The organism is Pseudomonas sp. Marseille-P9899, assembly GCF_903166565.1.
Taxonomy (GTDB): domain Bacteria; phylum Pseudomonadota; class Gammaproteobacteria; order Pseudomonadales; family Pseudomonadaceae; genus Aquipseudomonas; species Aquipseudomonas huaxiensis.
This window is the reverse complement of sequence record NZ_CAESCG010000001.1, coordinates 1134055-1161034: the sequence shown is the minus strand read 5'-3', so window position 1 is coordinate 1161034 and position 26980 is coordinate 1134055. Positions and strand designations below refer to the sequence as shown.

The 26980-nt window shown below is 65.0% G+C and carries 21 protein-coding genes; 9 read left to right on the top strand and 12 right to left on the bottom strand.

All coding sequences use genetic code 11. The features are described 5' to 3' along the window. Positions 1-3 precede the first annotated feature (3 nt). From bcsQ to HWV67_RS05175, 9 genes are read left to right on the top strand one after another with little or no spacing between them, the layout of a single operon-like run. A complete protein-coding gene (bcsQ, locus tag HWV67_RS05215) occupies positions 4-1143 on the top strand; it encodes a cellulose biosynthesis protein BcsQ (RefSeq protein WP_175650230.1) in 1140 nt (379 codons plus the stop codon). Then, positions 1140-3365, top strand: coding sequence for a UDP-forming cellulose synthase catalytic subunit (gene bcsA / locus HWV67_RS05210; RefSeq protein ID WP_175650229.1), 2226 nt, complete (start codon positions 1140-1142; stop codon positions 3363-3365). The genes bcsQ and bcsA overlap by 4 nt, the downstream gene beginning before the upstream one ends. Next, positions 3362-5668, top strand: coding sequence for a cellulose biosynthesis cyclic di-GMP-binding regulatory protein BcsB (bcsB, locus tag HWV67_RS05205; RefSeq protein WP_175650228.1), 2307 nt, complete (start codon positions 3362-3364; stop codon positions 5666-5668). The genes bcsA and bcsB overlap by 4 nt, the downstream gene beginning before the upstream one ends. 3 nt (positions 5669-5671) lie before the next feature. Further along, positions 5672-6892: a cellulose synthase complex periplasmic endoglucanase BcsZ gene (gene bcsZ, locus HWV67_RS05200; RefSeq protein WP_175650227.1), complete on the top strand. Its 1221-nt coding sequence runs from the start codon at positions 5672-5674 to the stop codon at positions 6890-6892. Then, positions 6868-10863: a cellulose synthase subunit BcsC-related outer membrane protein gene (locus HWV67_RS05195; protein ID WP_175650226.1), complete on the top strand. Its 3996-nt coding sequence runs from the start codon at positions 6868-6870 to the stop codon at positions 10861-10863. The genes bcsZ and HWV67_RS05195 overlap by 25 nt, the downstream gene beginning before the upstream one ends. 21 nt (positions 10864-10884) lie before the next feature. Then, positions 10885-11544 carry an SGNH/GDSL hydrolase family protein gene (locus HWV67_RS05190; protein ID WP_095153480.1) on the top strand — a complete coding sequence of 220 codons (660 nt, stop codon included), beginning with the start codon at positions 10885-10887 and terminating at the stop codon, positions 11542-11544. Beyond that, on the top strand, positions 11541-12209 hold the full coding sequence (locus HWV67_RS05185) for an alginate O-acetyltransferase AlgF (RefSeq protein WP_175650225.1): 669 nt from the start codon (positions 11541-11543) through the stop codon (positions 12207-12209). Before HWV67_RS05190 ends, HWV67_RS05185 begins: the two co-directional genes overlap by 4 nt. Before the next feature lie 18 nt (positions 12210-12227). Continuing rightward, positions 12228-13643, top strand: coding sequence for an MBOAT family O-acyltransferase (locus HWV67_RS05180; RefSeq protein WP_175650224.1), 1416 nt, complete (start codon positions 12228-12230; stop codon positions 13641-13643). Next, positions 13643-14794 (top strand): alginate O-acetyltransferase AlgX-related protein, encoded by a 1152-nt coding sequence (locus HWV67_RS05175; protein WP_175650223.1) that lies wholly within the window; start codon positions 13643-13645, stop codon positions 14792-14794. Before HWV67_RS05180 ends, HWV67_RS05175 begins: the two co-directional genes overlap by 1 nt. Before the next feature lie 9 nt (positions 14795-14803). On the opposite strand, the gene HWV67_RS05170 is transcribed toward HWV67_RS05175, so the two are convergent. The 12 genes from HWV67_RS05170 to HWV67_RS05115 form a co-directional block, all read right to left on the bottom strand. Beyond that, entirely contained in the window at positions 14804-15898 is a 1095-nt protein-coding gene (locus HWV67_RS05170; RefSeq protein ID WP_175650222.1) for a metal-dependent hydrolase, read from the bottom strand. A 434-nt stretch (positions 15899-16332) separates the two neighbouring features. Then, positions 16333-17487, bottom strand: coding sequence for a glutathionylspermidine synthase family protein (locus HWV67_RS05165; RefSeq protein ID WP_175650221.1), 1155 nt, complete (start codon positions 17485-17487; stop codon positions 16333-16335). Between the two features lie 12 nt (positions 17488-17499). Then, a complete protein-coding gene (locus tag HWV67_RS05160; protein ID WP_175650220.1) occupies positions 17500-18279 on the bottom strand; it encodes a DUF1190 domain-containing protein in 780 nt (259 codons plus the stop codon). Between the two features lie 17 nt (positions 18280-18296). After that, positions 18297-18722 (bottom strand): DUF350 domain-containing protein, encoded by a 426-nt coding sequence (locus tag HWV67_RS05155; protein ID WP_175650219.1) that lies wholly within the window; start codon positions 18720-18722, stop codon positions 18297-18299. Between the two features lie 12 nt (positions 18723-18734). Further along, positions 18735-19400, bottom strand: coding sequence for a DUF2491 family protein (locus HWV67_RS05150; protein ID WP_175650218.1), 666 nt, complete (start codon positions 19398-19400; stop codon positions 18735-18737). A 19-nt stretch (positions 19401-19419) separates the two neighbouring features. Further along, positions 19420-19980, bottom strand: coding sequence for a rhomboid family intramembrane serine protease (locus tag HWV67_RS05145; protein WP_175650217.1), 561 nt, complete (start codon positions 19978-19980; stop codon positions 19420-19422). Between the two features lie 69 nt (positions 19981-20049). Then, positions 20050-20757, bottom strand: coding sequence for a PspA/IM30 family protein (locus HWV67_RS05140; protein WP_175650216.1), 708 nt, complete (start codon positions 20755-20757; stop codon positions 20050-20052). Positions 20758-20814: 57 nt separating this feature from the next. Continuing rightward, entirely contained in the window at positions 20815-20964 is a 150-nt protein-coding gene (locus HWV67_RS31605) for a DUF2170 family protein (protein ID WP_256680007.1), read from the bottom strand. Positions 20965-21428: 464 nt separating this feature from the next. Beyond that, entirely contained in the window at positions 21429-22811 is a 1383-nt protein-coding gene (locus tag HWV67_RS05130; RefSeq protein WP_175650215.1) for a DUF1329 domain-containing protein, read from the bottom strand. 99 nt (positions 22812-22910) lie between these two features. After that, complete coding sequence (locus HWV67_RS05125; protein WP_175650214.1) at positions 22911-24590, bottom strand: class I adenylate-forming enzyme family protein; 1680 nt, start codon at positions 24588-24590, stop codon at positions 22911-22913. An 18-nt stretch (positions 24591-24608) separates the two neighbouring features. Beyond that, positions 24609-25763: an acyl-CoA dehydrogenase family protein gene (locus HWV67_RS05120; RefSeq protein ID WP_175650213.1), complete on the bottom strand. Its 1155-nt coding sequence runs from the start codon at positions 25761-25763 to the stop codon at positions 24609-24611. Next, positions 25760-26965, bottom strand: coding sequence for an acyl-CoA dehydrogenase family protein (locus HWV67_RS05115; RefSeq protein WP_175650212.1), 1206 nt, complete (start codon positions 26963-26965; stop codon positions 25760-25762). The genes HWV67_RS05120 and HWV67_RS05115 overlap by 4 nt, the downstream gene beginning before the upstream one ends. Positions 26966-26980: the final 15 nt, after the last annotated feature.

The following is a 26980-nucleotide window of genomic DNA, read 5'->3' as shown; positions in this document are numbered from 1 at the left end:
TATATGAGTCAAGCAGACGATATTGGAAACCTGTTCCACCGCTTTGGAGCGAGTGCCGACAGCTACAAAGAAATCAATACCGAATTCGAGTTCCTCGAACCGCTGCCGGTCGCTGCCGTCTCTGTCCCGACAGCGCCCACACCGGCCAAGCCGGTGGCGATGAGCCTGGTCGAAACCAGACGCATGCCCGTCGCACCGCCACTGCCGGAGCCTGTACTCACGGTACCCCCGGCAGACAGCAGCGGCGTTATCCCTCCCGGCACTTCCCTGCGTGAGCGCCTGGCCCTCGTTGCCCGCGACCGCCGCGCCGCCGCCGAGGAAAACAACCGCCACGCCCTTGACGATGCCCTGCGCGCCCAGCCGCCGCAGCGGCCCAAGGCCCATGTCATCGTTGTGATGTCCGCGAAAGGCGGCGCCGGTAAAACCACTGTTGCGGCGTCCCTGAGCAAGCTGCTCAAGCGCACCACCGGTCGCACCTTGGTGCTCGACCTGGACCCACAGAATTCCCTGCTCAGCCACTTCGGCCTGCCCCGCTCCACGCCCGGTATCAATCAGGCGCGCCTGCAGGACGCCGGTTGGGATGGCATCCGCACGCTGACTGAAAACGGCATCGAATGCCTGCCCTTCGGCCCGAGCAACGCCGCCGATGTGCGCGCCTTCGAAGCGCAACTGGCGGCCAATCCCGCCTGGTTGATGCAGCAACTGGCGACCCTCGAACTGGGCGCCGAAGACCTGCTGGTCATCGACACGGCAACCGGCGCCACGCCGTGGTTGCACCAGGTCCTTGGGGTTGCCAATCAGGTGATTGCCCTGACGCTGGCCGACGCCGCGTCCTATCTGGTACTGGACAAGCTGCAAGCCTGGCTCGCGCCGCTGCGCCCCGGCACCTGTGGTTTCCTTGTCAACCAGGTGGATGCCCAGAGCCCGCTGAGCCTGGACATGACCGAAGTGCTGCGCCAGCAGCTCGGTGATCGCTGGCTGGCCGCCCTGCCGCTAGACCACCAGCTCGACGAGGCCCTGGCCTACGAGTACGACCCCCTGCAACAACCGCTCGACAGTCCGGCCTGCCAGGTGCTGCGCGCGGTTGCCCATGATCTGGCTCAACGAATCGAGCAGTACCGCGAAGAAACCAGCGCCTCATGACCGCCCAACTCACCCCGACGCCGGTCTTGCCGACGTCCAGGAGGGCGCGGGCGATAGCCTGGTTTGCCCGCCTCGAACAGCTGCCGCACAGCCTCAAGCTCGGTCTGAAGATCGGCGCGGCCGTGCTGGGGTTGTTTCTGCTGGTGGCCGTGATCACCGCGCCACTCGACCTCGAACGGCAGTTCGCCTTCGCCGGCCTGTGCCTGGCGCTGCTGCTGATCCTGCGCAAAGTGCCCGGGCGCATGGCCGTGATGGCGATGATCACGCTGTCGCTGATTGCCACGTTGCGTTACGTCTATTGGCGGCTGGCCGACACCCTCGGGTTCGACAACTGGCTGGACATGTTCTTCGGCTACGGCCTGGTGGCCGCCGAGACCTACGCGCTGATCATCCTCGCCTTCGGCTACATGCAGACCGCCTGGCCGCTCAAACGCAAGCCGATGATCCTCACCACGCCGCCGGAAGAATGGCCGGTGGTGGACGTGTTCGTGCCGACGTACAACGAAGAACTGAGCATCGTCAAACTCACCGTGCTGGCCGCCCAGGCGATGGACTGGCCGCGGGACAAACTGCGCATCCATGTGCTCGACGACGGCCGCCGCGAGGAGTTTCGCGAGTTCTCCCGGCAGATCGGGGTCAACTACATCATTCGTGACAACAACCGTCACGCCAAGGCCGGCAACCTCAACGAGGCGCTGAAGGTCACCGACGGCGAGTTCATCGCGATCTTCGACGCCGACCACGTGCCGACCCGCTCTTTCCTGCAAGTGACCATGGGCTGGTTCCTCAAGGACCCGAAGCTGTCGCTGCTGCAGACGCCACACTTTTTCTTCTCCCCCGACCCGTTCGAGAAGAACCTCGACACCTTCCGTTCGGTACCCAACGAAGGCGAGTTGTTCTACGGCCTGGTGCAGGACGGCAACGACCTGTGGAATGCCACCTTCTTCTGCGGCTCCTGCGCGGTGATCCGCCGTACCCACCTGCTGGAAGTCGGCGGCGTGGCGGTGGAAACCGTGACCGAAGACGCCCACACCGCCCTCAAGCTCAACCGCAAGGGCTACAACACCGCTTACCTCGCCATTCCCCAGGCGGCGGGCCTGGCCACCGAAAGCCTGTCGCGGCATATCAACCAGCGGATCCGCTGGGCGCGGGGCATGGCGCAGATTTTCCGCACCGATAACCCGTTCTTCGGCAAAGGCCTGAACTTCGGCCAGCGGGTCTGCTACGTCAACGCCATGCTGCACTTCTTCTACGGCCTGCCGCGTCTGGTGTTCCTCACGGCGCCGCTGGCCTACCTGATCTTCGGCGCCCAGATCTTCCACGCCTCGGCCATGATGATCACCGCCTACGTGCTGCCGCATATTTTCCACGCCAGCCTGACCAACTCGCGGATCCAGGGGCGTTTCCGCCACTCGTTCTGGAACGAGGTGTACGAGTCGGTACTGGCCTGGTACATCATGCGCCCGGTGCTGGTGGCGCTGATCAACCCGAAGATCGGTGGCTTCAACGTTACCGACAAGGGCGGGATCATCGAGAAGGACTACTTCGACTGGAAGCTGGCCCGGCCCTACATCGTGCTGCTGGCGCTGAACCTGATCGGTATCGTCTGCGGCGTCGTGCAGTTGTTCATCGGCGACCCCAACGCGGCGATCACCATCGTCATCAACCTTGGCTGGACGCTCTACAACGTCATCATGACCAGCGCCGCCGTGGCGGTGGCCAGTGAAAGCCGCCAGGTGCGCACCGAGCCCCGGGTTCATGCCGAACTGCCGGTGCGCCTGAGCCTGCCGGACGGCCGCGAGATCGACTGCCACACCCTCGACTTCTCGCAGAGCGGCGTGGGCGTGAAGCTGCCGCCGGACGTGAGCCTGCACAAAGACCTGGAACTCAATGTCACCCTGCACCGCCAGGGCCAGGCCTGCGTGCTGCCGGCCCGGGTGATGTTCGCCCGCGGCAACATGGCCGGCATGCGTTTTCGCGAGCTGACCCTGCGCCAGCAGAGCGACATGGTCCGCCTGACGTTCTCCCGCGCCGACACCTGGGCCTCGACCTGGGGCAGCGCCAACGTGGACACCCCGCTGGGTGCGTTGCGCGACGTCAGCAAGGTTGGCCTGCGCGGCATGGCCGACCTGGCCAAGGCCACCCTGGCCGCGCTGCGCCACCGCCGCTACTTCCGCAAGACCGACACCCCGAACCTCGAACCCGCACTGGAAACACAATGACTGTCACGGCTCTCACCGGCGAAAAAGTGAATCCGCTGCGCCGTCCGCGCACTCTGCTGGCCTGCGCGCTGCTGTTGGGCAGCCTTGGGCAGGCGGCCGTCGCCGAAGACACCGCGCAGGTGCCCGCCAGCCCGGAGCCGGCCGCCCTGCCCGCCAGCGATGCGCCGGGCTACCGCCTCAGCTTCAAGGAGCTGGGCAAGGATTACACCATGAGCCTGCGCGGCATCGAGTCGAGCGACACGATCAACTTCGACATGCGCGCCGACGAAGTGGTGACCGGTGCCCAACTGACGCTGCAGTACACCTATTCGCCGGCGCTGCTCAGCGACCTGTCGCAAATCAACATCATGGTCAACGACGAGGTCGCCGCCAGCCTGCCACTGCCCAAGGAAAACGCCGGCACGGTGCAGAAGCACACCATCGAAATCCCGCCGTACCTGATCACCGAATTCAACCGCCTCAGCGTGCAGTTGATCGGCCACTACACCATGCAGTGCGAAGACCCGCTGCATTCGAGCCTGTGGGCCAAGGTCAGCAGCGACAGCCAGTTGAGCATTCAGGTGTCGCAGGTCGAGTTGCCCAACGACCTCGCCGGCCTGCCCTTGCCGCTGTTCGACCGTCGCGACCGCCGCGCCCTGGCCATGCCGTTCGTGTTCGCCGCGGCACCGGACAACACCACCCTCGAAGCTGCGGGTGCGGTGTCGTCATGGATGGGGGCGCTGGCCAGTTACCGCGGTGCGCGCTTCTCCAGTCAGGTTCAGAGCCTGCCGGCCAAGGGTAACGGCATCGTGCTGGTCAACAGCACCGAGGCCAGCCACCTCGACGGCCTCGACCTCCCGGCCGTGCAAGGCCCGACCCTGTCTCTGGTGAGCAACCCCAACGACCTGTACGGCAAATTGCTGGTGATCGCCGGTCGCGACAGCGACGAGATCAAGCGCGCCGCCACTGCGTTGGTGGTGGGCAGCCGCAGCCTGTCCGGGCAAAGCGTGCAGATCGACGCCGTCGATATCCTGGTGCCACGCCAGCCTTACGACGCACCGAACTGGTTGCCAACCGATCGCCCGGTGCGCCTTGGCGAACTGCTGGAACCGCGCCAGCTCAACGTTTCCGGCTACGCCCCGGCGATGATCACCGTGCCGATGCGCCTGCCGCCGGACCTGTTCAACTGGCGTGAAGACGGCGCCCGACTGAACCTCAAGTACCGCTACACGCCACAGCAGGCCTCGACCAACTCGTCGCTGATGGTGGCGTTCAACGACCAGTTCATCCGCTCTATGAACCTGCCGTCGATCCAGAGCATGGGCGCCGGCGAGAAGCTGCTGGCGGCGCTGAAGACCGACGACAGCCTGGTCCGCGAAGCCAGCGTGTTGCTGCCGCTGGACTCGGTGGCGCTGCAATCGCGCCTGCAGTTCCGCTTCATGTACGACTACATCAAGCAGGGCGAATGCAACGACATCATCATCGACAACATGCGCGGTGCGATCGACCCGGAATCCACGGTCGACCTGAGCGACTATGACCACTTCATGGCCATGCCCAACCTCGGCGTGTTCAAGGACAGTGGCTTCCCCTTCACCCGCCTGGCCGACCTGTCGCAGACCGCGGTGATCCTCCCGGACAACGCCGGCCCGGCCGACTGGGACGCCTACCTGACCGTGCTCGGTCGCTTCGGCGACGCCACCGGCTACCCGGCCATTGCCGTCAGCGTGAGCCAGGCCGACGAGGTCGCGCAGTTTGCCGACAAGGACCTGCTGGTGCTGTCGTCCGGCAACAACCAGCCGCTGCTCAAGGAATGGGCCGACTACCTGCCGAGCCGCAGCGAAGATGCCAAGCGCTATGTGGAGTTCTCCGACCTGCCGCTGCGCCTGCGCGAATGGATCAGCCCGGACCCGGTCGCCAACCAGCGCAAGGCCCGTGGCGCACTGACCTTCAGCGGCGAAAGCGGCAGCTCGTACGTCAGCGGTTTCGAATCACCGCTCCAGCGCGGTCGCAGCGTGGTCCTGCTGTCCAGCCCGCAGACCCAGCGCCTGGCGGAAATCACCGACGCGCTGATCGGCGGCGAACATTACACCCAGTCGCTGCAAGGCAGCCTCGCGGTGATCAAGGGCAAGCACATCCAGTCGCTGGTGGCCGACGAGTCCTACTACGTCGGCCATCTCGGCCCGTTCAAATACGTCCAGTGGGTGTTATCGCGGCACGTCTTCATGCTGCTGGGACTGACCGTGCTGGGCGTGGCCCTGGTCAGTTGCGCAGCCTACTTTTCGCTGCGGGCGATCGCCCGACGCCGGCTCAAGGACGAGTAATCCATGAACATTGTCAACTCCGCCAAACGGCGCGCGCCGCTGAAACCCCTGCTGGCTGCGGCCCTGAGCGCCTGGCTGCTGCCCGGCGCGAGCCAGGCCGCGAGCCAGTGCGCCGTCTCCGAGTGGCCGCTGTGGCACAGCTTCACCCAGCACTTCATCCAGCCTGACGGCCGGGTGCTGGATGCCAGCACGCCGCAGTTGCACAGTTCTTCGGAGGGCCAGTCCTACGGCATGTTCTTCGCCCTGGTGGCCAACGATCGCGCCGCCTTCGACAAGCTCTGGGCCTGGGCCAAGAACAACCTTGCCGGCAGCGACATCGGCAACAACCTGCCCGGCTGGTGGTGGGGCAAAGATGAAAAGGGCCAGTGGCGCCTGCTGGACACCAACTCGGCCTCCGACGCCGACCTGTGGTTCGCCTACGCCCTGACCGAAGCGGCGCGGCTGTGGCAGGACGACAGCTACAGCAAGGAAGCCGCGCTGCTGCTGAACAACATCAAGACCAAGGAAGTGGCCGACCTGCCAGGCCTCGGCAAGATCATGCTGCCCGGCCCGCAAGGCTTCGCCAAACCCGACCACTTCTGGCACCTCAACCCCAGCTACCTGCCGGTGCCGGTGCTGCGCCGCATGGCCGGGGTCGATCCGCAGGGTCCGTGGAATGACATCGCCCGCAGCACCGCCACGCTGATGAAAGGCGCCGGCCAGCACGGCTTCGTCGCCGACTGGGTTGGCTACCGCGGCACCGGCCCAGGCAACGGCCTGTTCGTCATCGACCCGGTCAAGGGCGAAGTCGGCAGCTACGACGCCATCCGTGTCTACCTGTGGGCGGGCCTGACCCCCAACAGCGACCCGCTGTTCAAACCGATGCTCGACAGCCTCGGCGGCATGGCCCAGACCGTCGCGACCCAAGGCACGCCGCCGGAAAAAGTCCAGGTCAAGAGCAACACCACCAGCGGCGACGGGCCCTTCGGTTTCTCCGCCGCCCTGCTGCCCTACTTCAAGGCCCGCCAGCAACCCTGGCTGGAGCAACAGCAGCGCGCGCGCGTCGATACGCTGCTGGCCAAGAGCCTGACCCCGGAAGCGGTCCAGGCCCGACAACCCCCTTATTACGACGTGGTGCTCAGCCTGTTCGCCCTCGGCTACATGGACCAGCACTACCGCTTCCTCGCCGACGGGAAGCTGCAACCTCTCTGGGAGACTTCATGCGCTCGCGCCGCCAAACCATAGCCGTCGGCCTGCTCGCCGCCCTGATCCACAACAGTGGCCACGCCGAACTCAACGAGAACGGCAAGGCGCTGCTCGAACAGGGTCAGTACTGGCAAGCGCGCAAGGACCGGGCCCGGGCGTCCGAAGCCTGGCGCAAGCTGCTGCTGATCGATCCGCAACAGGCCGATGCCATCTACAATCTCGGCCTGCTGGAACTGGACGCCAATCGCCCGGACGGCGCCAAGCGCTACCTGGAGCAATTGAAAAAAGCCCATCCCGGCGAACGCCAGGCGCTGCTGCTGGAGCAGGAAATCAAGCTGCACGGCGACGACAACGCCGAGCGCCTGAACCAGGCGCGGGTACAGGTCGAGTCCGGTGAGGGCGACAAGGCCGTGGCGGGGTACCGCGGGCTGTTCGACGGCAGTGCTCCGCAGGGCGAGCTGGCCCTGGAGTTCTACGGCACCCTCGGCTACACCGCCAACGGCTGGCAGGAAGCGCGTCAGGGGCTGGAACGCCTGCAACGCCAAGACCCCGACAATGGCCGGATCAAGCTGACCCTGGCCAAGCTGCTGCTGAGCAACGAAAGCACCCGCGCCGAGGGCATCCGGCGCCTGGCGTCGTACCGCAACGACCCGGCCATTGTCAGCCAGGCCGTGGAAGCCTGGCGCCAGGGCCTGTCCTGGCTCGGCGGCGGCAAGGCCGACATCGCGCTGTACGAGGACTACCTGAAGGCCTACCCGGACGACGAGGAAATCCGCGAACAGATGCGCACCGGCCTGCGCCAGGCGCAATCGACCTATCAGCAGAATCCCCATCTGCAGCGCGGTTTCAAGGCGCTGCAGGACGAAGACCTGAACGCCGCCGAACAATCCTTCCAGGCGCGTCTGCGCGAGGCTCCCCGGGATGCCGACGCCCTCGGCGGCCTGGGCTTGGTCCGCCAGCGCCAAGGGCGTCTGGGCGATGCCGATGCCCTGCTGCGCCAGGCCATCAAGCAAGGCAACGCCAGCCGCTGGCAGACCGCGTTGGCAGCCAACCGCTACTGGGTCTTGCTCGATGAAGCGGCACAGGCCCGTGATGCCGGCAGCCCGGACAAAGCCCGCGAATTGCTGCAAAAGGCCATCGCGGCCAACCCGCGGGAAATCCAGGCGCACCTGAACCTCGCCGACCTGCAGGCGTCCCAGGACCAGTTCGAACGCGCCGAAACCACCTACCGCCACGCGCTGAGCCTGGATGCCAATCACCCCGATGCCCTCGGCGGGCTGGTCAGTGTGCTCGCCCAGAGCGGCCGGGTCGGCGAGGCCCAGCGCCTGATCGACAACCTCAGCGACGTCCAGCGCCAGCGCCTGGGCAATCTGCGCAAGCTGAACGCCGCCATCGCCAGCGGCCAGGCCAAGGACTTCGAGCGCCGTGGTGACCTGAACGGTGCACGCAAGTCTCTGGAAGAAGCGGTGCGCAACGACCCGCAGAACCCGTGGACCCGCTCGGACCTGGCCGAGATCTACCTCAAGACCGACGCGCCGAACAAGGCGCGGCAGCTCATGGACGAACTGGTCCAGGCCAACCCGGACAAGTCCGAGGCCCTCTACGCCGGCGCACTCTTCGCCAGTCGCGAAGAACAGTGGAGCAAGGCCCGCCAGTTGCTCGAACGCATTCCCGTCAGCCAGCGCAGCGCGGCCATGAACAGCCTCGCCGAGGAACTCGACCTGCGCGTGCTGGTCGCCCAGGCCTCGGCGCTGGTCAAGCAGGGCAAACGCTCCCAGGCCATTCGCTTGCTGCAAGGCGCGGAAAATCGCCTGCCGTCCAAACCCGACCTGTACGCCGCACTGGCCAATGCCTACATCGATATCGGCCAGGCCGACCGCGCCGTGACCATGCTGCGCAGCGCCATCGCCCAGAGCAGCACGCCGACGCCAGCCCTGCGCATTGCCTACGCCAGCGCCCTGCTGCAGTCCGGCAAGGACATGGAGGTCAACGAGATCCTGCGCGACGTGCGCGGCCTACCGCTCAAGCCTGCCGAACAGCGCGCCTACGACGACCTGCTGTTCCAGTACACCGTGCGCCAGGCCGACCTGCTGCGGGAAAAAGGCGACCTGGTGGCCGCCTACGACACCCTCGCCCCGGCGCTGGCCCAGCGCCCGGACGACGCCCAGGCCGTGTCGTCGCTGGCGCGCATGTACATCGACAACCGCAATCCGCAAAAAGCCGTGGACCTGTACCAGCCGTTGCTGGCAGCGCAAGCGGACAACGCCGATGTGCAGATGGGCGCAGCCCTCGCCTTCCAGCAGAACGGGCAGACCGCCGAGGCCGAACGGGCCATCGAGCGCGGCCTGGAACTGGCCCCGGAAAACCCGCAGGTGCTGAGCTCCGCTGCGGCCTGGTACCGCAGCCGTGGCAAGCTGGCCAAGGCCCAGAAACTGTATGCCGAGGCCCTGGCCCTGCAGGCACCGAAGGAAGAAGTGATCGAAAACCCGTTCGGCCAGGCCATCGCCGCCAACCCCTTCGTCGGTCAACCCGGCCAGCGCAAGGCTTCTCGCCTGGGCGAGATGGCCCTGAACGACATTCCCGAACCGGCGCGGATGCAGAACAAGCGCCGCGGTAACGCCGAGGAGCCACGGGAAACCGAGCGTTTCGACGAACCGCTGCTGCTCGCAAGCCGCGATGACGAACCGGGCCTGCGCCGCAGCGCACGGGCGCTGGACGACGCCGAAACAGTAGTGGTAAACCCCGACCCGCGCGCCGCCATCGAGAAAGAGCTGACCAGCGTGCGCGAGTCGCGCAGCCCGCAGATCAAGCAGGGCGCGACCATTCGCGGCAACAACGGCGAGTCGGCCCTGAGCAAGATCACCGACGTCGAGACACCGTTCGAAATCAGCTTCCCGGTGGGTGATGACCGCATGGCCGTGAGGGTCACGCCGGTCTGGTTGAATACCGGGACCATCCACAAGCCGAGTGGCGGCAACCTGCGCTTTGGCGGCCTGACCGAGGCACAAGGCAACGCCATTCTCGACCTGCCCGTCGACCAGCAGTCGGCTGCTCTCGACAGCCTGATCGGCGAGAGCATTGGCACGCAGAAAGATGCCGGTGCGGGGGTCGCCGTCGCCTACGAGATGCCGTCGCTGGGGCTCAAGGCTGACCTGGGCAGCAGTCCGGTGGGGTTCCGCTACACCGAGGCTGTCGGCGGCATCAGCCTGGACCGTCCGTTCACCGACGGCGGCAACTTGCGCTACAACCTCAACCTCTCGCGCCGCTCTGTGACCGACAGCCTGATCTCATTCGCAGGCGCCCGCGACCAGCGCTCCAATGTCGACTGGGGTGGCGTCACCGCCAACGGCCTGCGTGGCCAGCTCAGCTATGACAATCAGCGCTTTGGCACCTACGCCTATGCCAGTTGGGCCAAGCTGCTCGGCCACAACGTCGAGAACAACGCCCGTGCGGAACTGGGCAGCGGTATCTACTGGTACCTGTTCAACAATGAAGACGCGCGCCTGACCGGTGGCCTGAGCCTGTCGGCCATGCACTACGACAACAACCAGACGTTCTTCACCTACGGTCACGGCGGCTACTTCAGCCCGCAGAACTACTTCTCCCTCGGCGTGCCATTCAACTGGGCACAACGGGGCGCCGACTGGAGCTACCAGATCCAGAGCTCGCTGGGCGTCCAGCACATCGAGCTGGACGGTGCGCCCTACTACCGCAATCGCGGCAGCCAGGCCGTACTGGAGCAACTGGCGAGCAACGGCAATACCCTCGGCGGGGCGGCGGTCAATACCCACTACGTGGACCAGAACAAGAGCGGCGTCGGTTACTCGCTGGGTGCCAGCGGCGAATACCGACTTGGTGGCGGCTTCTTCTTCGGCGGCGCTCTGGGCATGGACAACGCCCGCGATTATCGACAATTCACCGGTGGCCTGTACCTGCGCTACCTGTTTGATGACGGTGGCGGCGCCATGCCGCTGCCCGTCAACCCTTACCGTTCGCCTTATTCGAACTGAGCCAAAAAAGGAGTTAATGAAATGGCTGCTTCTCTTCTCGCTGGTCTGACGATCCTGATGATCGGCGACAGCCACCTGGCAACGCCGGACTACCTGATCAAGAGCCTGCACGACAACCTCGTGCAACAGGGCGCGCAAGTGCACTCGCTGGGTGTCTGCGGCTCCAAGGCCGGGGACTGGACCAAAGTCACGCCGGGCGAATGCGGCGGCGCCGAGCGGCGCAACAAGGACAAGGCCGTGGTCCTCGGCAACAAGGCCACCACCCAGCCGATCAGCCAACTGATCGCCGCCGACAAGCCGGACCTGATCGTGGTGGTCATGGGCGACACCATGGCCGACTACACCAAGCCGGCCTTCCCGAAGACCTGGATCTGGCAGCAGACCACCAGCCTGACCAAGGAAATCAAGAACGCCGGCACCAAGTGCGTGTGGGTCGGGCCGAACTGGGGCAGCGAAGGCGGCAAGTACGGCAAGACCTACGCCCGTGTCGAACTGACCTCGAAGTTCCTCGCCAGCAACGTCGCGCCGTGCGATTACATCGACTCGCTGAAGTTCTCCAAGCAAGGCCAGTGGGCCACCATCGACGGCCAGCACTTGACCAGCATGGGCTACATCAGCTGGAGCAAGGCCATCACCGACGCACTGCTGGCCAGCCCCGTGGTCAAGGACGTGAAGAAATGAGCCGCCTGAGCGCACTGCTTGCCGCCCTGCCGCTGGCCATGGCCGCCGGCGTCGCCAGCGCCGATGTGGCGTTGTACCCGACCGGCCCGAGCGAAGACTCGGCGTTCCTGCGCTTCGTCAACGTCGCCCCGGGCGTGCTGAAGATGGAAGCCAGCGGCTCCAAGGCCAGCCTCAACCTGGACGACAACCAGAAGGTCTCGGCCTATCTGCCGGTGCCGGCCAACAAGGCGATCAAGGGCACCCTCAGCAACGGCGCCGCCAGCGCTGCGCTGGACCTGCAGGTCGCGCCGGGCGAATTCGCCACGGTGTTCGCCTTCAACGACGGCGGCAAGATCAGCCAGCGCGTGGTGCGCGAGCAACCGGACGACTTCAACGCGCTGAAAGCCTCGCTGGCCTTCATCAGCCTCGACCCCGCGTGCCAGGCCCCCGGCCTGCGCCCGGCCGGTCGCAACGCCGACCTGTTCAAGGACGCCGCCGACGGCAGCGTGCAGCGCCGCTCGATCAACCCGGTGAAGCTGTCGGTGCAACTGGTCTGCGCCAACGCCAGCGTCGGCAATCCGCTGGACCTGGGCGAACTGAAGGCCGGCGAGCGCTACAGCGTGATACTGCTGCCGGGCGCCGAAGGCCCGCACCTGCTGAACACCACCGACACGTTGTCCAACTGACAGGACGTCCGCTGCGCCATGGTTTTCGCCTCACTTGAGTTCCTTACGCTGTTCCTGCCGCTGTTCATGCTGGTCTATGCACTCAGCCCGGCGCGGGGACGCAACCTCGTGCTGCTGCTGGGAAGCTGGTTCTTCTATGGCTGGCTGAGCCCGCTGTTCCTGCTGCTGCACGTGGTACTGACGGTGATCGCCTGGGCCGGCGGCCTGGCGGTGGACCGCAGCCGCGAGGACTCACTGGGGCGCCTGCGGCTGCTGGCGGCGCTGATCGTGTTCAACACCCTGGTGTTGTGCTGGTACAAGTACGCCAACATCCTCGCCGCGACCTACAACCAGATGATCACCCACTACGGCGCACTGCCGATGGAGTGGCAGCGTGTGGCGTTGCCGGCGGGGCTGTCGTTCATCGTGCTGCAGGCCATTTCCTATCTGGTCGATGTGCACCGCCACACCGTGCCGGTGGAGCGCAGCCTGGTGAACTTCGCCACCTACATCTCGATGTTCGGCCACTCCATCGCCGGCCCGATCATTCGTTATGACTGGGTGCGCCGCGAGCTGAACCAGCGCTACTTCAACTGGCAGAACTTCTCCCTCGGCGCGCGCCGTTTCATGATCGGCATGTGCATGAAAGTGCTGGTGGCCGACACCCTGTCGCCGCTGGTGGACGTGGCGTTCCACCTGGAAAACCCGTCGTTCCTCGATGCCTGGCTGGGCTGCCTGGCCTACTCGCTGCAACTGTTCTTCGACTTCGCCGGCTACAGCGCCATGGCTATCGGCCTGGGCCTGATGCTGGGCTTCCACTTCCCGGAAAACTTCAACCGGCCTTATCTGGCCAGCAGCATCCAGGACTTCTGGCGGCGCTGGCACCTGTCGCTGTCGAGCTGGCTGCGCGACTACCTGTACATCGCCTTGGGCGGCAACCGCTTCGGCACCTGGAACACCTACCGTAACCTGTTCCTGACCATGGCCATCGCCGGCCTCTGGCACGGTGGCGATAGCTGGAACTACCTGCTCTGGGGCGCGGCCCACGGCGTGGCGCTGTGCATCGACCGGGCGTGGAACCGCTCCAGCCTGCCGGCGATCCCGAAAGCCCTGTCGCACACCCTGACCCTGCTGTTCGTCTGCCTGGCCTGGACCCTGTTCCGCGCGCCGGACTTCGACACGGCACTGTCCATGTATGCCGGCCAGTTCGGCCTGCACGCCTTCGCCCTGGGTGAAGCGCTGGCCGCCACGGTGCGCCCGGTGCACGCCCTGGCGGCGGCGCTCGGCGTGTTCTGCGTGATCGCGCCGCTGTACCAGGTGCGTCTCGAACAACGTTTCGGTCACAGCGCGCTGTACGCGGTGGTGGCTGCCCTCTGGCCCGTGGCCGGTTTCCTGTTGGCGTTCTCGTTGATCGCCAGCCGTGATGCCGTGCCCTTCCTGTACTTCCAGTTCTGATGACGACCAAGACGCCTCCGCCAAGTACGGCACCGACCCCACCGAGCGAAATCGCCCTGCGCACCAGCCCGCTGGCGGGAGTCACCCTGGCCGCCTTTCTCGCCGCCGGCCTGCTGTCCTGTGGCTGGCTGCTGGTCAGTGGCAAGCTCGAACTGCTGCCCGGCAAACCGCTGTCCAACGACGCGGTGCTGGAAGGCGAAATCACCCACCGCATCGCCAAGGAACTGGCCAAGGCGCCGCTGCCGGAAAAAGCTGCGCAACTGGAGCGCGGCGGCAGTTGGCTGACGCTCGGCGACACCGGCCCGCGAGTGCGTGAAGGCTGCCCGCAGTGGCTGTTCATCAGCGACGAATTGAAGATCAACCGCCACCGCGAGGCCAACGCCAAGGCAAAAGCCGAGGCGGTGATCGCCCTGCGTGATCAGTTGAAACAGCGCGGGATTGAATTGCTGGTCAGCGTGGTGCCAGACAAGAGCCGTATCGCCGCCAGCCAGTTGTGCGACCTGCAGCGTCCGGCCAGCCTGGAACCACGGATACGCGACTGGACCAGCGCCCTGCAAAGCGCCGGCGTCGCCGTCCTCGACCTCACCCCTGCCCTGCAACCGCTGGGCGCCGAGGCCTTCCTGCGCCTCGACACTCACTGGAGCGAAGCCGGCGCCCGCGCCGCAGCCATGGCGATCAGCCAGAAAATTACCGCCATGGGCATCGAAGCCACGCCCAAGCGCACCTTTGCTGTCAGCCCACAACCGGCCGCGCCACGTCCCGGCGACCTGGTGCGACTGGCCGGGCTGGACTGGCTGTCGACTCGCTTGCAGCCGCTGCAGGAACAGGTCGCCGCGTCCACCATCGCCGAAGAAACCCCGAATGCCGAGAGCGCCGGCGACAGCCTCGACGACCTGTTCGGCGACGACAATCTGCCGAACCTGGCGCTGATCGGCACCTCGTTCTCACGCAATTCCAACTTCACCGGTTTCCTGCAGCAGGCGCTGTCGGCGCCAATCGGCAACTTTGCCAAGGACGGCGGCGAGTTTTTGGGGGCGGCCAAGGCGTACTTCGCCAGCCCGGCGTTTGCCCAGACCCCGCCGAAACTGCTGATCTGGGAGATACCGGAGCGCGACTTACAGACGGCTCCGGTTGGCGCAATCAACCTGTAGGCAATCCGCCTACAGGTTGCACCCCGGCACCGGCGCGGGTCCATCCAGGTATTCGTGCGTCCACTGGGCCAACGGCAACGGCGGTTGCTGCTCGAAGATCCTGTGCATGATCAGCTTCAACGCCTCGGGATTGCGGATCGAATCCACCCCCGCGCCGGGCCACGAACCCGGCGTCTGCACCTGCCAGTTGCCCTCGCCGTCACACCCGGCCATGCGGAACCGGAAGGTGTAGTTACCGGGAATGCCCATGCGCAGATCGCTGACCACCAGCGCATCGCCGACCACGTCATAACGCAGCCAGTCACCCGTGAACCAGCGCAGCCGCTCGTACAGCGGGGAGTCCTGCAACACCTTCGCCGCGTCGAGGTTCAGCGGCTGGATCTGCCATTCGGGCGGTTCGCTGTCGAACAGGCCGCTGACGCCTTCGTAGTAATGCCCGTCCGGTGTTTTCGCGACCACCCGCCAGAGCAGCGTATTGAACGGCATCGGCAGCGCGCGCAATTGCGTGACTTCAATCTGCTCGGCCCGCAGGGCGGAGTGGAAACGTTGTTCGGCGATGTTCTTCGACAGCAGGCCGAAGCCCAGGTAAGCGGTACTGAACAGCAACAGCCCGGTGAGCACCGCCCTGACCCGGCCGCTCATGCCCTTGACCACGGCGTATATCACGCCAGCCAGCAACGGCAGGGTGTAAACGGGATCGATGATAAACACCGCCGCCCAGCTTTGCGGGGTCGGCTGGAACGGCCACAGCAGTTGCGTACCGTAGACGGTAAAGGCATCCAGCAACGGATGAGTGATCAGCACCAGCCAGTACGCGAGAAACACCCGCGGCCCGCTGTAACCGACGTCGGGTCGCCGCCTGCGCACCACCAGCATGGTCAGCCAGGTCAACAACAGCGCCAACCCGGTGAGCACGAACAATGAATGGGAAAAACCGCGGTGGAACGTCATCTTCGACACCGGGTCGGCGTAGCGGATGGCCACGTCCAGATCCGGCAATGTGGCGAGCATGGCGCCATACAGCAGGGAGCGACGGCCCTGCACCTTGCCGAGCACAGCCCCCTGAAGCGCTGCGCCCAAAACGGCCTGGGTCAATGAGTCCAACGGCGTCCCCTTCCGATTGCGAAAGCGTCGATGCTAGCGCAGTAGGCTGTAGGAAAACACCATGCAGTGAAGGTGGTGGTCTATTGGGCCTCATCGCTGCATGAGTATCTCCACATCTCGCAGGCAAGCCCAAAGCGTTAGGTCACCGCGAACTGTGGGAGCGGATTCATCCGCGAAGGGCCGCAAAGCGGCCCTAAATCCATCCAGCACACTGTTTCTGTCTGGCCTGGATCTCACATTCAAGCATCCTGAGGTCGAAAAAAACACCAGGGACAGACAGCTACCTCGTGCTGGATGGTTTTGGGGCCGCTATGCAGCCCTTCGCGGATGAATCCGCTCCCACAGAATGGCAAGTGGCTGACGGTATGCGATTGCCTGCGAGATGTGTAGACACCCATGCTCATAGCTGGCAAGCCAGCTATGAGGAGATAAGGCTAATCCATCACCACATGCGGTAAAAACCGGCTCGTATCCTTGGTGATCAAACTGTCGTCCTCACGAATCCCGATCCCCGACGCCACATCCCCGATCACCCACGAGCCTAGCAACGTATAACTGTCGCCAAACCGCGGCAGCGGCGCGAATTCCTGGAGGATGAACGGCGCATCGGTATACGGCCCGTCCTCGGCCACGAACTCACCTTCGCGGGTACGCAATTCGATATTGGCGCCTTCGCGGGAAAAATACGGCTTGCGCACCCAGCCGGCAGGCACCGGCCGTTGCGGTTCGCGATCAACGAAGGCCGGCAACAGATTCGGGTGTCCCTCATGGAACTCCCACAGCAAGGCGAGGATGCCCTTGTTGCTGATGATGGATTTCCACGCAGGCTCGACGAACTGGGTATCGCAGCCCGGCACCGCCTTGCCGAATGCCTCGTGGAAGATGTGCTCCCAGGCATGTAGTTTGAACAAGCGCTGAATCCACTGGCCGTCGAGGTCGACAAAGCGACCGTCGCGCAGACCGATGTCCTCGATATCGATATGCCGCGCATCGATGCCGGCATGCGCCGCCATCTTGCGCAGGAAATCCGTGGTGCCGCGGTCTTCCACCGACTCGGACATCGCCGAGAAGTGAAACGGCCCTTCCTTGGGAAATGCGGAAAATGCATGCACCAGGTCTTCGGCGATGGTGTTGAACTGCGTGGCCGACGCCGGCAAGACACCCGCGGCAATCTGGCTTTCCAGCCAGAGCAACTGCACCGAACCCGCTTCCAGCAGGCTGGTCGGCGTGTCGTAGTTGGCTTCGATGCACTTGGCCGGGCCGCTGCCGTCGTAGCTGAAGTCGAAACGGCCGTAGAGGTGCGGATGCCCTTCGCGCCACGAATCGCGGACCAGATCGAAGAACGCCGGCGGGATCGCCAGGCGGGTCAGCAGCTCCTCGCTGTGCACCACCCGCTCTACCGCCTCCATGCACAGCTCGTGCACGGCCTTGGTCGGCGCCTCGATATCGCGGCTGATCTGCGCTTCGCTGAACAGGTAATAGCCGCGTTCATCCCAGTAGCGTTCGCCGTCGATGGTGTGAAAGTCGAAGCCTTCGGCCTCGACGGTCCGACGCCAGTCCGGGCGCTCTTCGATGCTGATCTTTTTCACCGCCGGGCTCCCTCAACCACCAAAGCTGTAGCCGGACGAGCGCTTGCCGCTCCAGCCGCTGCGGGCCGTGGCCTGTTGGCCGAAACCGCCGCGGGAGATGGTCGAGCCAACGTTGGAGTTGGAGCTGGAAGAACTGGCGGAACGGCTGTTCGAGTTACCGAGGCTACGGCCCAGGGTCGAGCTGCTGTAGCTGCCGCTGTCGTCGCGACGGGCCTGGGTCGAGCGGCTGAAGGTCTTGCCCTGCTCGATCTGCCTGGACAAGGTCGAGGTCTGATAGGACCCGCGACTGTCGCGGCTCTGATAGACCGGCTGCGACTGGTAGCGCGGCGCGCTGCGGTTGCTCATCGCCTGGCCGATCAACATGCCGGCCAGCGCACCGGTGGCCGCCGCGGCAACACCGTTGCCGATACCGCTGCCGCCCGACTGTGCGGCCTGCTGTTGCACCTGCTCCATCTGCGCCTTGGAGATGTCACCGCTCATGGCCAGTTCGAAACCGGCCAGTTGCGGCATGTATTTGCCGTCGGAGGTGGGCTGGCAATAGCCCTCGATGAAGTCGGCATCACAGGCGGCTTGATCGTCGTAGGTCGGCGCGACCTGGCGGTGATCGACCATCGCCTGGATATAGGCGTCGGAGCAGACATCCGCCGGGAAGCTGGCGTCGACACAGGCCTGGACGTTCTTGAAGTTGCTTTTCAGCGAGTAGGTGACGGTCTGCTCGGGGTCGCTGCAGCCACTGATCGCCAGGGGCAGCGCGCTGGCCAGCAGCAGTTTTGCGGAACTACGGGCTCTCATGGGCTTCTCCTTGGGGTTCAGGCTGCTGGGGTCATGCAGGCCGAGTTGAGGAAGCCGACGCTGATGGCGACGGACGCTGCGTAGATCGCCGCGGCCAGTTCACCACGGGCAATCCGCGCCGCCAGGCCCTTGAGCACCAGGCTGGTGCCGACGAAGGCCAGCAGTTGCACCACGGCGGCGATCAGCACCCAGACCACGAAGTCCACCACGCTGACGCTGTAGGAAATGATATTGCTGGCTGGCAAGGCGAAGCCGATCAGCGAGCCGCCCAGGGCAATTGCCGCTGCCGGGTTGTTCTCGCGGATCAGCTCGAATTCCTTGTGCGGGGTGATCCGGGTGTAGAGGAACTGGAACAGCGCGAACAGCGCCACGGCGACGACGATATAAAGAACGAATCCGAATACGGCAGTCGCGTTGAGCGACATACGGAGTGCTTCAAGCATGGTGCTTCCTTGTCAGATGACGGTGATATCGGTGAGTTGCAGGGTGACGCCGATGGCGGACGACAGGGCGACATTGCCCTCCTCGTCTTCCTCGACAGAAAACAGCAGGAATTCGCGGCGGTTGGTCAGTTCGAGGTCACGGGCGTAGAGCATGCAGTGATGACGGACCTGATAGCTGGCCTCGGGGTTGCTGACCCGCTCGAGCATCGGCACCAGCTCGGTCTGGCCGTCTTCCGAGCCCCACTGGCGCTGGTACTCGACGCCGTCCAGTTCGAAGAACGGCAGGCCGACCTTCGACTGTGGGCCGGTCAGGCGCAGCAGCTCGTCACGGCTGGCAATGGTAGTGACCTGGTGATAGCCGAACAGGATGATGTCTTCGATGTCATCGGCGCCATTGCCGTGCATCACCACCTGCAGGAAGTAGTCTTCGTTATCCAGATAGAAGCGCTCAAGGCGCGTGCCCTGGCCGAGGTCGACACTGCCGGTGGCCCAGACCTTCTCGTCCTCCGGGACAACCACGCTGGAGTCATCCGCCAGCAACAGCGCGAGTTTCGAGTCCAGGCAAAGCATGCGCCCCGAGGCCAGGCCCAGCGGAGCCTGGGGTCCCAGCGCCGGGCGGCCGTCCGCTTTCGCGGGCAGCGGTGCCTGCATCCCCAGCAGGCGTTTTATCCAACTCATTCAATGGTCCTTTATTACGTCAGTTCGTGCCGTGTGCCAGCAGTCGTTTCGAATGCATCAGCCAACTGGCGAAAATGCCGGCGAATGCGCCGGCGAGGTGTGACTCAAGCGACACCCCGCGCGCCGGCAGCAAGCCGAACACCAGCCCGCCATACACCACCAGCACCCCCAGCGCGACCAACACGCTCGTCAAGCTGCGCTGATACCAGGCGCGGGCCAGCAGATAGCTCCACAAACCGAAGATCACCCCGCTGGCGCCGACATGCACGCTGGTACGTCCCAGCGCCCAGACCAGCACGCCACCGACCACGGCGATCAACAACGCCACCCGGATAAAGCGCGACAGCCCTTCGCTCAACACCAGCCAGCTCAGCACCATGAAAGGCAGGAGATTGCTCAACAGGTGCGCAAGGGAGCCATGCAGGAACGGCGCGAACGCCACGCCCACCAGCCCGTGCAGGGTTCTCGGAACAATGCCGAACTGCACCAGGGCGTAGCCGCTCAGCCAGTTGAGCACTTGCACGACCACCAGCAACACGCCCAGGCCGAGCACAACGCGCAGCCGATTACCGAATGCCATGGGTCACCTTGGAATCCAGGCCATGAAAAAAGGGCAGGCGGATCACTCCGCATGCCCTCACGTGCGCTGTCACTCGACGGTGGCGCTGCCTTGCTGCTTGGCTTTCAAGCGCGCCAGCACATCACTGGCACCGCCCGTCTTGGCGCCGATGCCGGCGTCCTGGAGACGACGCTCCAGATCATCGCCGCTGGACACTTCGGCCAGTTCGCGGGCGGCGTCCAGCTTGGCGTCCTGCTCGTCCTGGCGCTGCTTGATCCGCGCCAGCGAGTTGACCGCGGTTTCCACCTTGCCGTTGGCACCGCCGGTGGCGCTGGCGGTCGCGATCCGGGCTTGCTGCACGGTCTCGCGGGCCTTGGCCATTTCGGTTTGCTGGCGGATGCCCTTGAGGCGGCTTTCGGCTTCGATGATCTGCGCTTGCAGCAGGTCGACCTGACGGCCGAACTGGCTGGCCATCTCGCGCTCCTGGACCAGTTGCGCCTCGACTTCGGCGACGCGGCCGGCGCATTCAGTGGCCAGGCCTTCCTGATCAGCGTTCAGCGCGGCGATGGCCTTGCCTTCCCAACTGGCGACATCGCCTTCGAGGCCGGCGATGCGTTGCAGGGCCAGCTTGTGCTTGGCCTTGATCTCGATCAGGCCGTTGCGCGCCTTGACCAGCGCCGCGTCGGCGTCGCGCTGTTCCTGTTCGAGGATACGAATGGCGTTGGCGTCGATGATCGCTTCACCAACTTCCGAGGCGCCGCCACGCAGGGCGGTCACCAGTTTTTTCCACATGCTCATGGACGAACCCTTGTACTCAAACGTCAAAATGGTCTTCGAAGGCTTCAACCGCGTGAATCACGTTGTCGGCCAGGGGGTGATGTCCTGCTCGACCACCGCCAGCGCGGACGCGGCGCTCAGCACGCCGAACATGCAGTACACGTCGGTGCCTTCGGCGAGGGTCTCGATATTGATCGACTCTCGAAAGAGCGATGTCGCGCGTGTCAAAGGTGCGGGTTTCCCGCTAGCCAAGGCTTCTCTAACCGTGATGCGCGCGAATCCTGCCTGCGCAGGGGCGCGACGGTACAGGTGATTTTTTTAACAAGCAATTTCTTTGAGGGTTGGCGAGCCCGCACCCAAGCCCAATCCCCGAGAGCCTATCTGTAAAGAACCAAACAGATTCTTTACGGAATGCCGGGGCATGCTCTTTGGGCTTGGACTTGGGCTTTGCGGGCATATCCATTCGATGTGGCGAGGCTGCCGGCCCCTTCCGCCTTTACGGCGTCCTACTTTTTTCTTGGAAAAAGTAGGACGCCGTAAAGGCGGAAGGGGCCGGCAGCGGCGCCACATCCAATGGATAAGCTCACCGCACCAAAGCCCAAACCCATAGCCCTCACCATTCCCTCAAGAACAAAAAAAAGCCCCGCCAATTCCGGGCAGGGCTCAAAAACAACACTCAACAGCAGATCAAATCACCGCCCAATCGCCCGCGCCGCATCAGCGGTGTACATATCCGGGCTGTATTTCCCTTCGTTAAGAATCGGCCCCTTTTTCGCTTCGTTGGTCATCCCGTACCCGGTGTACTGCCCGGAGTTCAGGTCCATGAAGAACTGCGACCCCGCCTGCCACCCGCTCATGTCGGGGTGGTAGTAGTAGTTGATCATGGCGTGCTTCCACAGTTGCCCACGGGCATCGAAGTTGTCGGCCATCACCGCATTCCAGGTGTCTTCATCGATGAACAGCACACGCTTGCCATAGACGTGACGGAAGCCCTCCTTCAGATCCGCCTCCACCACCCAGACCCGACGCAGCTCATAGCGCATGACATCCGGGTTCGGATGGTTGGGCGTCAGAATGTCGCTGTACTTGTAGCTCGCCGAGTTGGCCTTGAACGCGTTGGCCGGGCTGTAGATTTCACGCTTGCCCAGCAGCTTCCAGGTGTAACGCTCGGGCGCGCCGTTGAACAAGCGGTCTTCGTCCACGGTCATGGTGCCGTTGGTGCCGATCATCGGCTGGTCGTAGCCGTAACCGGGCATCTGCCGCACGCGGCGGGTCGACGGGCTGTAGGACCAGGCCTGGCGCGACGAGGTGACGAAGTTGTAGGGCTCGTGGGCGATGCTGATCACGCCGTTGTCGCGGGCCGGCTTGAGGGTGGTGTTGTAGCTCATGGCCTGGACGCCGTCCTCGGTCTTCGGCTCCACGGTCGGCGAGTTGGCCTGCGACAGGTTGCGGGCGTGGGCCCGGCCCCAGCCGATGCTGCCGTTGGGCAGGACCGAGGCGAGGTCGGAGATCTTCTCTTCGGTGTAGGCGCGCGCCGGAAGCTGGTGGTTCCACAGCACTTCCATGCCGTTCTTCGGAATCGGGAACGGCACCTGGCCAAGGCCCTCGACGCCCAGGCCGTCGTTCACCAGTTTGGCGTTGAGGGCGTTGGACATGGCCCGCTTGCACACGTAGTCCGGGTAGCGGAAATCGCGGTGGCCGGGGTAGATGTTCATCTTGTAGGTGGTCGGGTATTTCTTCAGCAGCGCCTTCTGCCCTTCGGTCAGGTGCGACTCGTACTGGCTCATGTTGGCCGCAGTGATCACCAGGATCGGCTTTTCATCGGCGTAGGGATCGACCGGCTGGTCGCCGGAGAATTTCACGTGGTTCCAGCCGGGCACTTCACCCAGGTATTTGCCGGTGTAGGCCGGGATGGTGCCTTCGGCGTTGCCGGCCACTTCGCCGCCAACACAGTTCAGGTCCTTGCCCAGGCGGGCAGCCTCGTCGGGCGATACAGCGGCGCATGCGCCAGCAATCGCTATGCAGTTGGCAGTGAGCGCGACCGCGAGCATGACACCTGTTCTTGTTGTTTTCATGTATTGCCTCCTTCGCTGATAAAGCCTTTCGGATGTGCTTCATTGTTGGTTTTCCGGGGTAGGAAACATCGTCCGGAAAGACTAAGAAATTGCGGTTTATCAACCAGAAATCCGCTGTTTCAACTCCGCCTTGAGCACCTTCCCGGTCGCATTCCTCGGCAGCGCCTCCGTTACCCGGTACACGTGCGCCGGCACCTTGTATCCGGCCAGCCGCGCGGCGATGAACAACTGGGCGTCCTGGACCGAAGGCAGGCGCTCGCCCTGGATGACCAGGGCCACCGCCTCCCCCAGCAACGGATCGGGCACGGCGAACACCGCCGCGTCTTCAACGCCCGGCATTTCGCTGATGCACGCTTCGATTTCCGCCGCCGAGATCTTCTCGCCGCCGCGGTTGATCAGCTCCTTGACCCGCCCGCTGATGCAGAGAAACCCTTCGTCATCGAGGTAGCCGATATCGCCGGTGTTCAGCCAGCCGTCACAGAGGGTCTCGGCACTGGCCACGGGCTGGTTCCAGTAGCCGCTCATCAAGGTCGGCGAGCGCAGCCAGATCAGTCCGGGCTGGCCATCGGGCACGGGCTGTGCCGGGCTGTCGCCGATACGCACATCGACGATCGGCAGCGGCCAGCCGCAGCTCGCCGGTTTGTAGAGGAACGGGTCGCCGCCAATCGCCGCACCGATGCCGTTGCTTTCGGTCAGGCCGTAGCCGCTGCCGCCGATCACGTCGGGCTTGCGCCGGGCCATGTCGCCCAGCAGCGCGGCGGACGATGCACCGCCGCCCAGACCAAGGCCGAACAGGCTGGCCGTGTCGGCGCCACCGAAGCGCGGCGAGGCGAACAGTTGCTGCATCATCACCGGCGCGCCGTTGAACTGGGTGCAACGCTCATCGCGGATCAGGTCGATGGCCCGTTCGACGTCCCATTTGTACATCAGCACCAGACGCCGGCCGCCGCGCAAGGCGGAGAGAAACTGCGCATGCAGGCCGCTGACATGGAACAACGGCACCGCCATCAACGAGGTCGGGGCAAAACCGCTGTCGATCACCCGAGCGATGCGCTGCGGTGAGCTGAGCGCACAAAACGCGCTCTGGAAATCCAGCGCCGCCAAGGCCTGGCACACCGCACGGTGGCTGGACAACGCGCCCTTGGCCCGGCTGGTGGTGCCGGAGGTGTAGAGGATCATCGCCGGCGCATGCGGCTCGACCCGCACCGCGGGCACCACCAGCGCTTCGGCAGCCAGCAGGTCTTCGTAGCGGAAACAGTAATCGGGCAAGCCCGCCACCGACGTCATGCCAACCACGATGGTGGTCCGCTGCCGCGCCGTGAGGTCGTCGCGCAGCAGCGTCAGGCGCGATTCGTCGCACAGCAACAAACCGGCGCCACTGTCTTCCAGGCCGTGCAGCAACTCATCGCGCAGGCCCCAACTGTTGAGCGGCACGCACACCGCGCCGCAGCGCTGGATGGCGGCGAAGGCAACCAGCCAGGCCGGCTGGTTGCGCATGGCGATGGCCACCCGCTCGCCGGGTTGCAGGCCGAAGCGGGCAATCAACTGCCCGGCCAGGCGGTCGACCTGATCGAAGTAATCGGCGAAGCTCAGGCGCTGCTCCTGCCAGACCAGGAACTCGCGCTCGCCGTGAACCCGCCCGGCGTCGATCACCTCCTGCAGGGTTCGCGCCGTCTGGCGGAAGTAACGCGGCGCGCCGTCCGCCGGGGTCACCACTTCAAAAGGCGCGCCTGCGGCCGTCAACTGCTGCCACGCCGTGCGCCACTGTTCAATGCTCATGTGTCGTTCTCCTGAACGTCAGGCGCGGGCCGGGTCGAGGGCCCAGTAGCGCTCGCAATGGAAATCCCGGTCGCCGAGACAGGCCTGGGCCACCCGCACCCGCTTGAGGTACAGGCCGACGTCCAGTTCATCGGTGACGCCGATGCCGCCATGCATCTGCACCGCCTCGTTGGCGACCTTGAGTGCGGTGTCGCCGGCCTTCCACTTGGCCAGGCTGACCAGACGGCCACGGGCAGCGGCGTCGAGGTTGTCGTCGTCCAGCGCCGAAAGCCCCGCCATCACCGCGCTGCGCGCCAGCGCCAGGTCGACATACAGCCGCGCCGCCCGGTGTTGCAGGGCCTGGAACGAGCCGATCGGGGCGTCGAACTGCACCCGCGTCTTGAGGTAATCGAGGGTGGTGTGGAACAGGTGCTCGGCGATGCCCAGCAGTTCCGCCGCCAGGCAGGCGCGGCCACGGTCGAGAACCGCGTCGAGCAGTGCCCAGCCCTGCCCCGCCTCGCCGAGCAAGGCCTCGCGGCCGACCCGCACGTCCTGCAATTGCAGGCGCGCGCTGTTGCGTGCATCGATCAGCGGCAAGGCGCTGCAGATCAGGCCCGGGGTGTCGGCCGGCAGCAGGAACAGACTGATGCCCGCAGCTTGCCCGGCGTTGCCCGAGGTGCGTGCGGCGACGATAAAGGCATCGGCGCCATTGCCGTCCACCACCCAGTATTTGTCACCGTTCAGGCAATATCCGCCGCCGTCGGCCACTGCGCTCAGGCCAGTGTCCAACGGCTTGTGCCGGGCGCGCTCATCCACCGCCAGCGCCAGGCGCAGACCACCAGCAATCAGCCCCGGCAGCCAGCGCTGCTGTTGCTCCACGTTGCCGGCCAGGTGCAGCAGCGAACCGCCGAGCACCACGCTGGACAACAACGGCGTCGCCGACAGGTTTTGACCGATGGACTCGAATACCGGCCCCAGGCCCATGCAGCCGAACGCCAGGCCGCCGAGGTCTTCGGGAAAGGGAATCGCGCTCCAGCCCAGGTCGACCGCGTCCTGCCACAGTTGCGCGTCGAAACCCTGCTCCGAGCCTTCGTCGCGCAAGCGCCGCTGAGCGGCCACCGGGCTGCGCGCGGCGAGAAAGTCGCGGGCGCTGTCAGCGAGCAAGCGCTGTTCTTCGCTGTAACGCAGGTTCATGCCGTCGCTCCTTTTTTCGCGTCAGGCAGGCCAAGCACGCGCTTGGCGATGACATTGAGCTGGATTTCCGAGGCGCCGCCGGAGATGGTCAGGGCGTAGCTGTTGAGCCAGCCGCGGGTCACCGCCAACTGACGCTCGTCGAACGCCTCGCTCTCCCAGCCGAAGGCGTGGCCGCCGAGGATGTCCAGCAGCACTTCGAACTTGTCGCGCTCCTGCTCGGTGTGGACCAGCTTCATGATTGCCATCAGGCCGCTGACGTCGCCGCCGCCGCGTGCTTCCTCGGCCATCCGTTGCACGGTCAGGTTGTAGGTCTGTTCGTTCATCGCGCAGGCCGCGGCCCGCGCCTGCAAGGCCAGTTCGCTCTGGCTCTCGGGGTGCGGCAGGTACTCGCGGACCAGCGCCGGCAGGTCGAAATGCGACGGCAGGCTGATCTCGCCGAATTTCGACATGGCCTTGCGTTCGTGCTGCAGCAGGTACTTGCCGAGGTTCCAGCCGCCGTCCAGCGGGCCGATCAACTGGCTCTTCGGCACCTTCACGCCATCGAAGAACACCTGGCAGAACGCCGACTTGCCGCTGATCAGGTCGATCGGCACGGCGTTGACCCCAACGCTGCGCATGTCCAGCACGATCAGGCTGATGCCTTCGTGCTTGGGCTTGTTGGTGTTGGTGCGCACCAGCGCGTACATCCAGTCGGACTTGTCGCCGTAGGAGGTCCAGATCTTGCTGCCGTCCACCACGAAATGGTCGCCGGCATCGCGGGCGGCCATCTTCAGGCCGGCCAGGTCGGAGCCGGCATTCGGCTCGGAGAAGCCCTGGCACCAGCGGGTTTCGCCGCGGGCCATGGGCGGCAGCAGGCTGCGTTTCTGTTCGTCGCTGCCGTAGGCTAGCAGCACCGGGCCAAGCATCCAGATGCCCAGGTTGATCTGCGGCGGCCGGCACTTGAGGCGGCGCATCTCGCTTTCCAGCACCGCCAATTGTTCCGCGCTCAGCCCGGCGCCGCCGTATTCCTCGGGCCACTCGGGGCAGAACCAGCGCTTGTCGCGCATCCGTTCGAACCACAGCCGCGCGTCTTCGCTGGGAAACTCCGGCTGGCGGGCACCCCAAACCACGTCGCCGTCGCCCATGGCGGTGCGCATCGACAGCGGACAGTTGGCCTCCAGCCAGGCGCGGGTTTCATGCCTGAATTGCTCAATCGTGCTCATGACTTGACCCTCGCC

What these genes read in the sequence shown, in the direction of transcription:
- HWV67_RS05160 (WP_175650220.1), bottom strand. Translation starts at nt 18,279, where the DNA reads ATGAGAGCCCGTAGTTCCGCAAAACTGCTGCTGGCCAGCGCGCTGCCC.
- HWV67_RS05145 (WP_175650217.1), bottom strand. Translation starts at nt 19,980, where the DNA reads ATGGCATTCGGTAATCGGCTGCGCGTTGTGCTCGGCCTGGGCGTGTTG.
- HWV67_RS05120 (WP_175650213.1), bottom strand. Translation starts at nt 25,763, where the DNA reads ATGAACCTGCGTTACAGCGAAGAACAGCGCTTGCTCGCTGACAGCGCC.
- bcsA (WP_175650229.1), top strand. Translation starts at nt 1,140, where the DNA reads ATGACCGCCCAACTCACCCCGACGCCGGTCTTGCCGACGTCCAGGAGG.
- HWV67_RS05195 (WP_175650226.1), top strand. Translation starts at nt 6,868, where the DNA reads ATGCGCTCGCGCCGCCAAACCATAGCCGTCGGCCTGCTCGCCGCCCTG.
- HWV67_RS05180 (WP_175650224.1), top strand. Translation starts at nt 12,228, where the DNA reads ATGGTTTTCGCCTCACTTGAGTTCCTTACGCTGTTCCTGCCGCTGTTC.
- HWV67_RS05175 (WP_175650223.1), top strand. Translation starts at nt 13,643, where the DNA reads ATGACGACCAAGACGCCTCCGCCAAGTACGGCACCGACCCCACCGAGC.
- HWV67_RS05185 (WP_175650225.1), top strand. Translation starts at nt 11,541, where the DNA reads ATGAGCCGCCTGAGCGCACTGCTTGCCGCCCTGCCGCTGGCCATGGCC.
- HWV67_RS05190 (WP_095153480.1), top strand. Translation starts at nt 10,885, where the DNA reads ATGGCTGCTTCTCTTCTCGCTGGTCTGACGATCCTGATGATCGGCGAC.
- HWV67_RS05150 (WP_175650218.1), bottom strand. Translation starts at nt 19,400, where the DNA reads ATGAGTTGGATAAAACGCCTGCTGGGGATGCAGGCACCGCTGCCCGCG.
- bcsQ (WP_175650230.1), top strand. Translation starts at nt 4, where the DNA reads ATGAGTCAAGCAGACGATATTGGAAACCTGTTCCACCGCTTTGGAGCG.
- HWV67_RS05115 (WP_175650212.1), bottom strand. Translation starts at nt 26,965, where the DNA reads ATGAGCACGATTGAGCAATTCAGGCATGAAACCCGCGCCTGGCTGGAG.
- HWV67_RS05155 (WP_175650219.1), bottom strand. Translation starts at nt 18,722, where the DNA reads ATGCTTGAAGCACTCCGTATGTCGCTCAACGCGACTGCCGTATTCGGA.
- HWV67_RS05130 (WP_175650215.1), bottom strand. Translation starts at nt 22,811, where the DNA reads ATGAAAACAACAAGAACAGGTGTCATGCTCGCGGTCGCGCTCACTGCC.
- bcsZ (WP_175650227.1), top strand. Translation starts at nt 5,672, where the DNA reads ATGAACATTGTCAACTCCGCCAAACGGCGCGCGCCGCTGAAACCCCTG.
- bcsB (WP_175650228.1), top strand. Translation starts at nt 3,362, where the DNA reads ATGACTGTCACGGCTCTCACCGGCGAAAAAGTGAATCCGCTGCGCCGT.
- HWV67_RS05125 (WP_175650214.1), bottom strand. Translation starts at nt 24,590, where the DNA reads ATGAGCATTGAACAGTGGCGCACGGCGTGGCAGCAGTTGACGGCCGCA.
- HWV67_RS05140 (WP_175650216.1), bottom strand. Translation starts at nt 20,757, where the DNA reads ATGAGCATGTGGAAAAAACTGGTGACCGCCCTGCGTGGCGGCGCCTCG.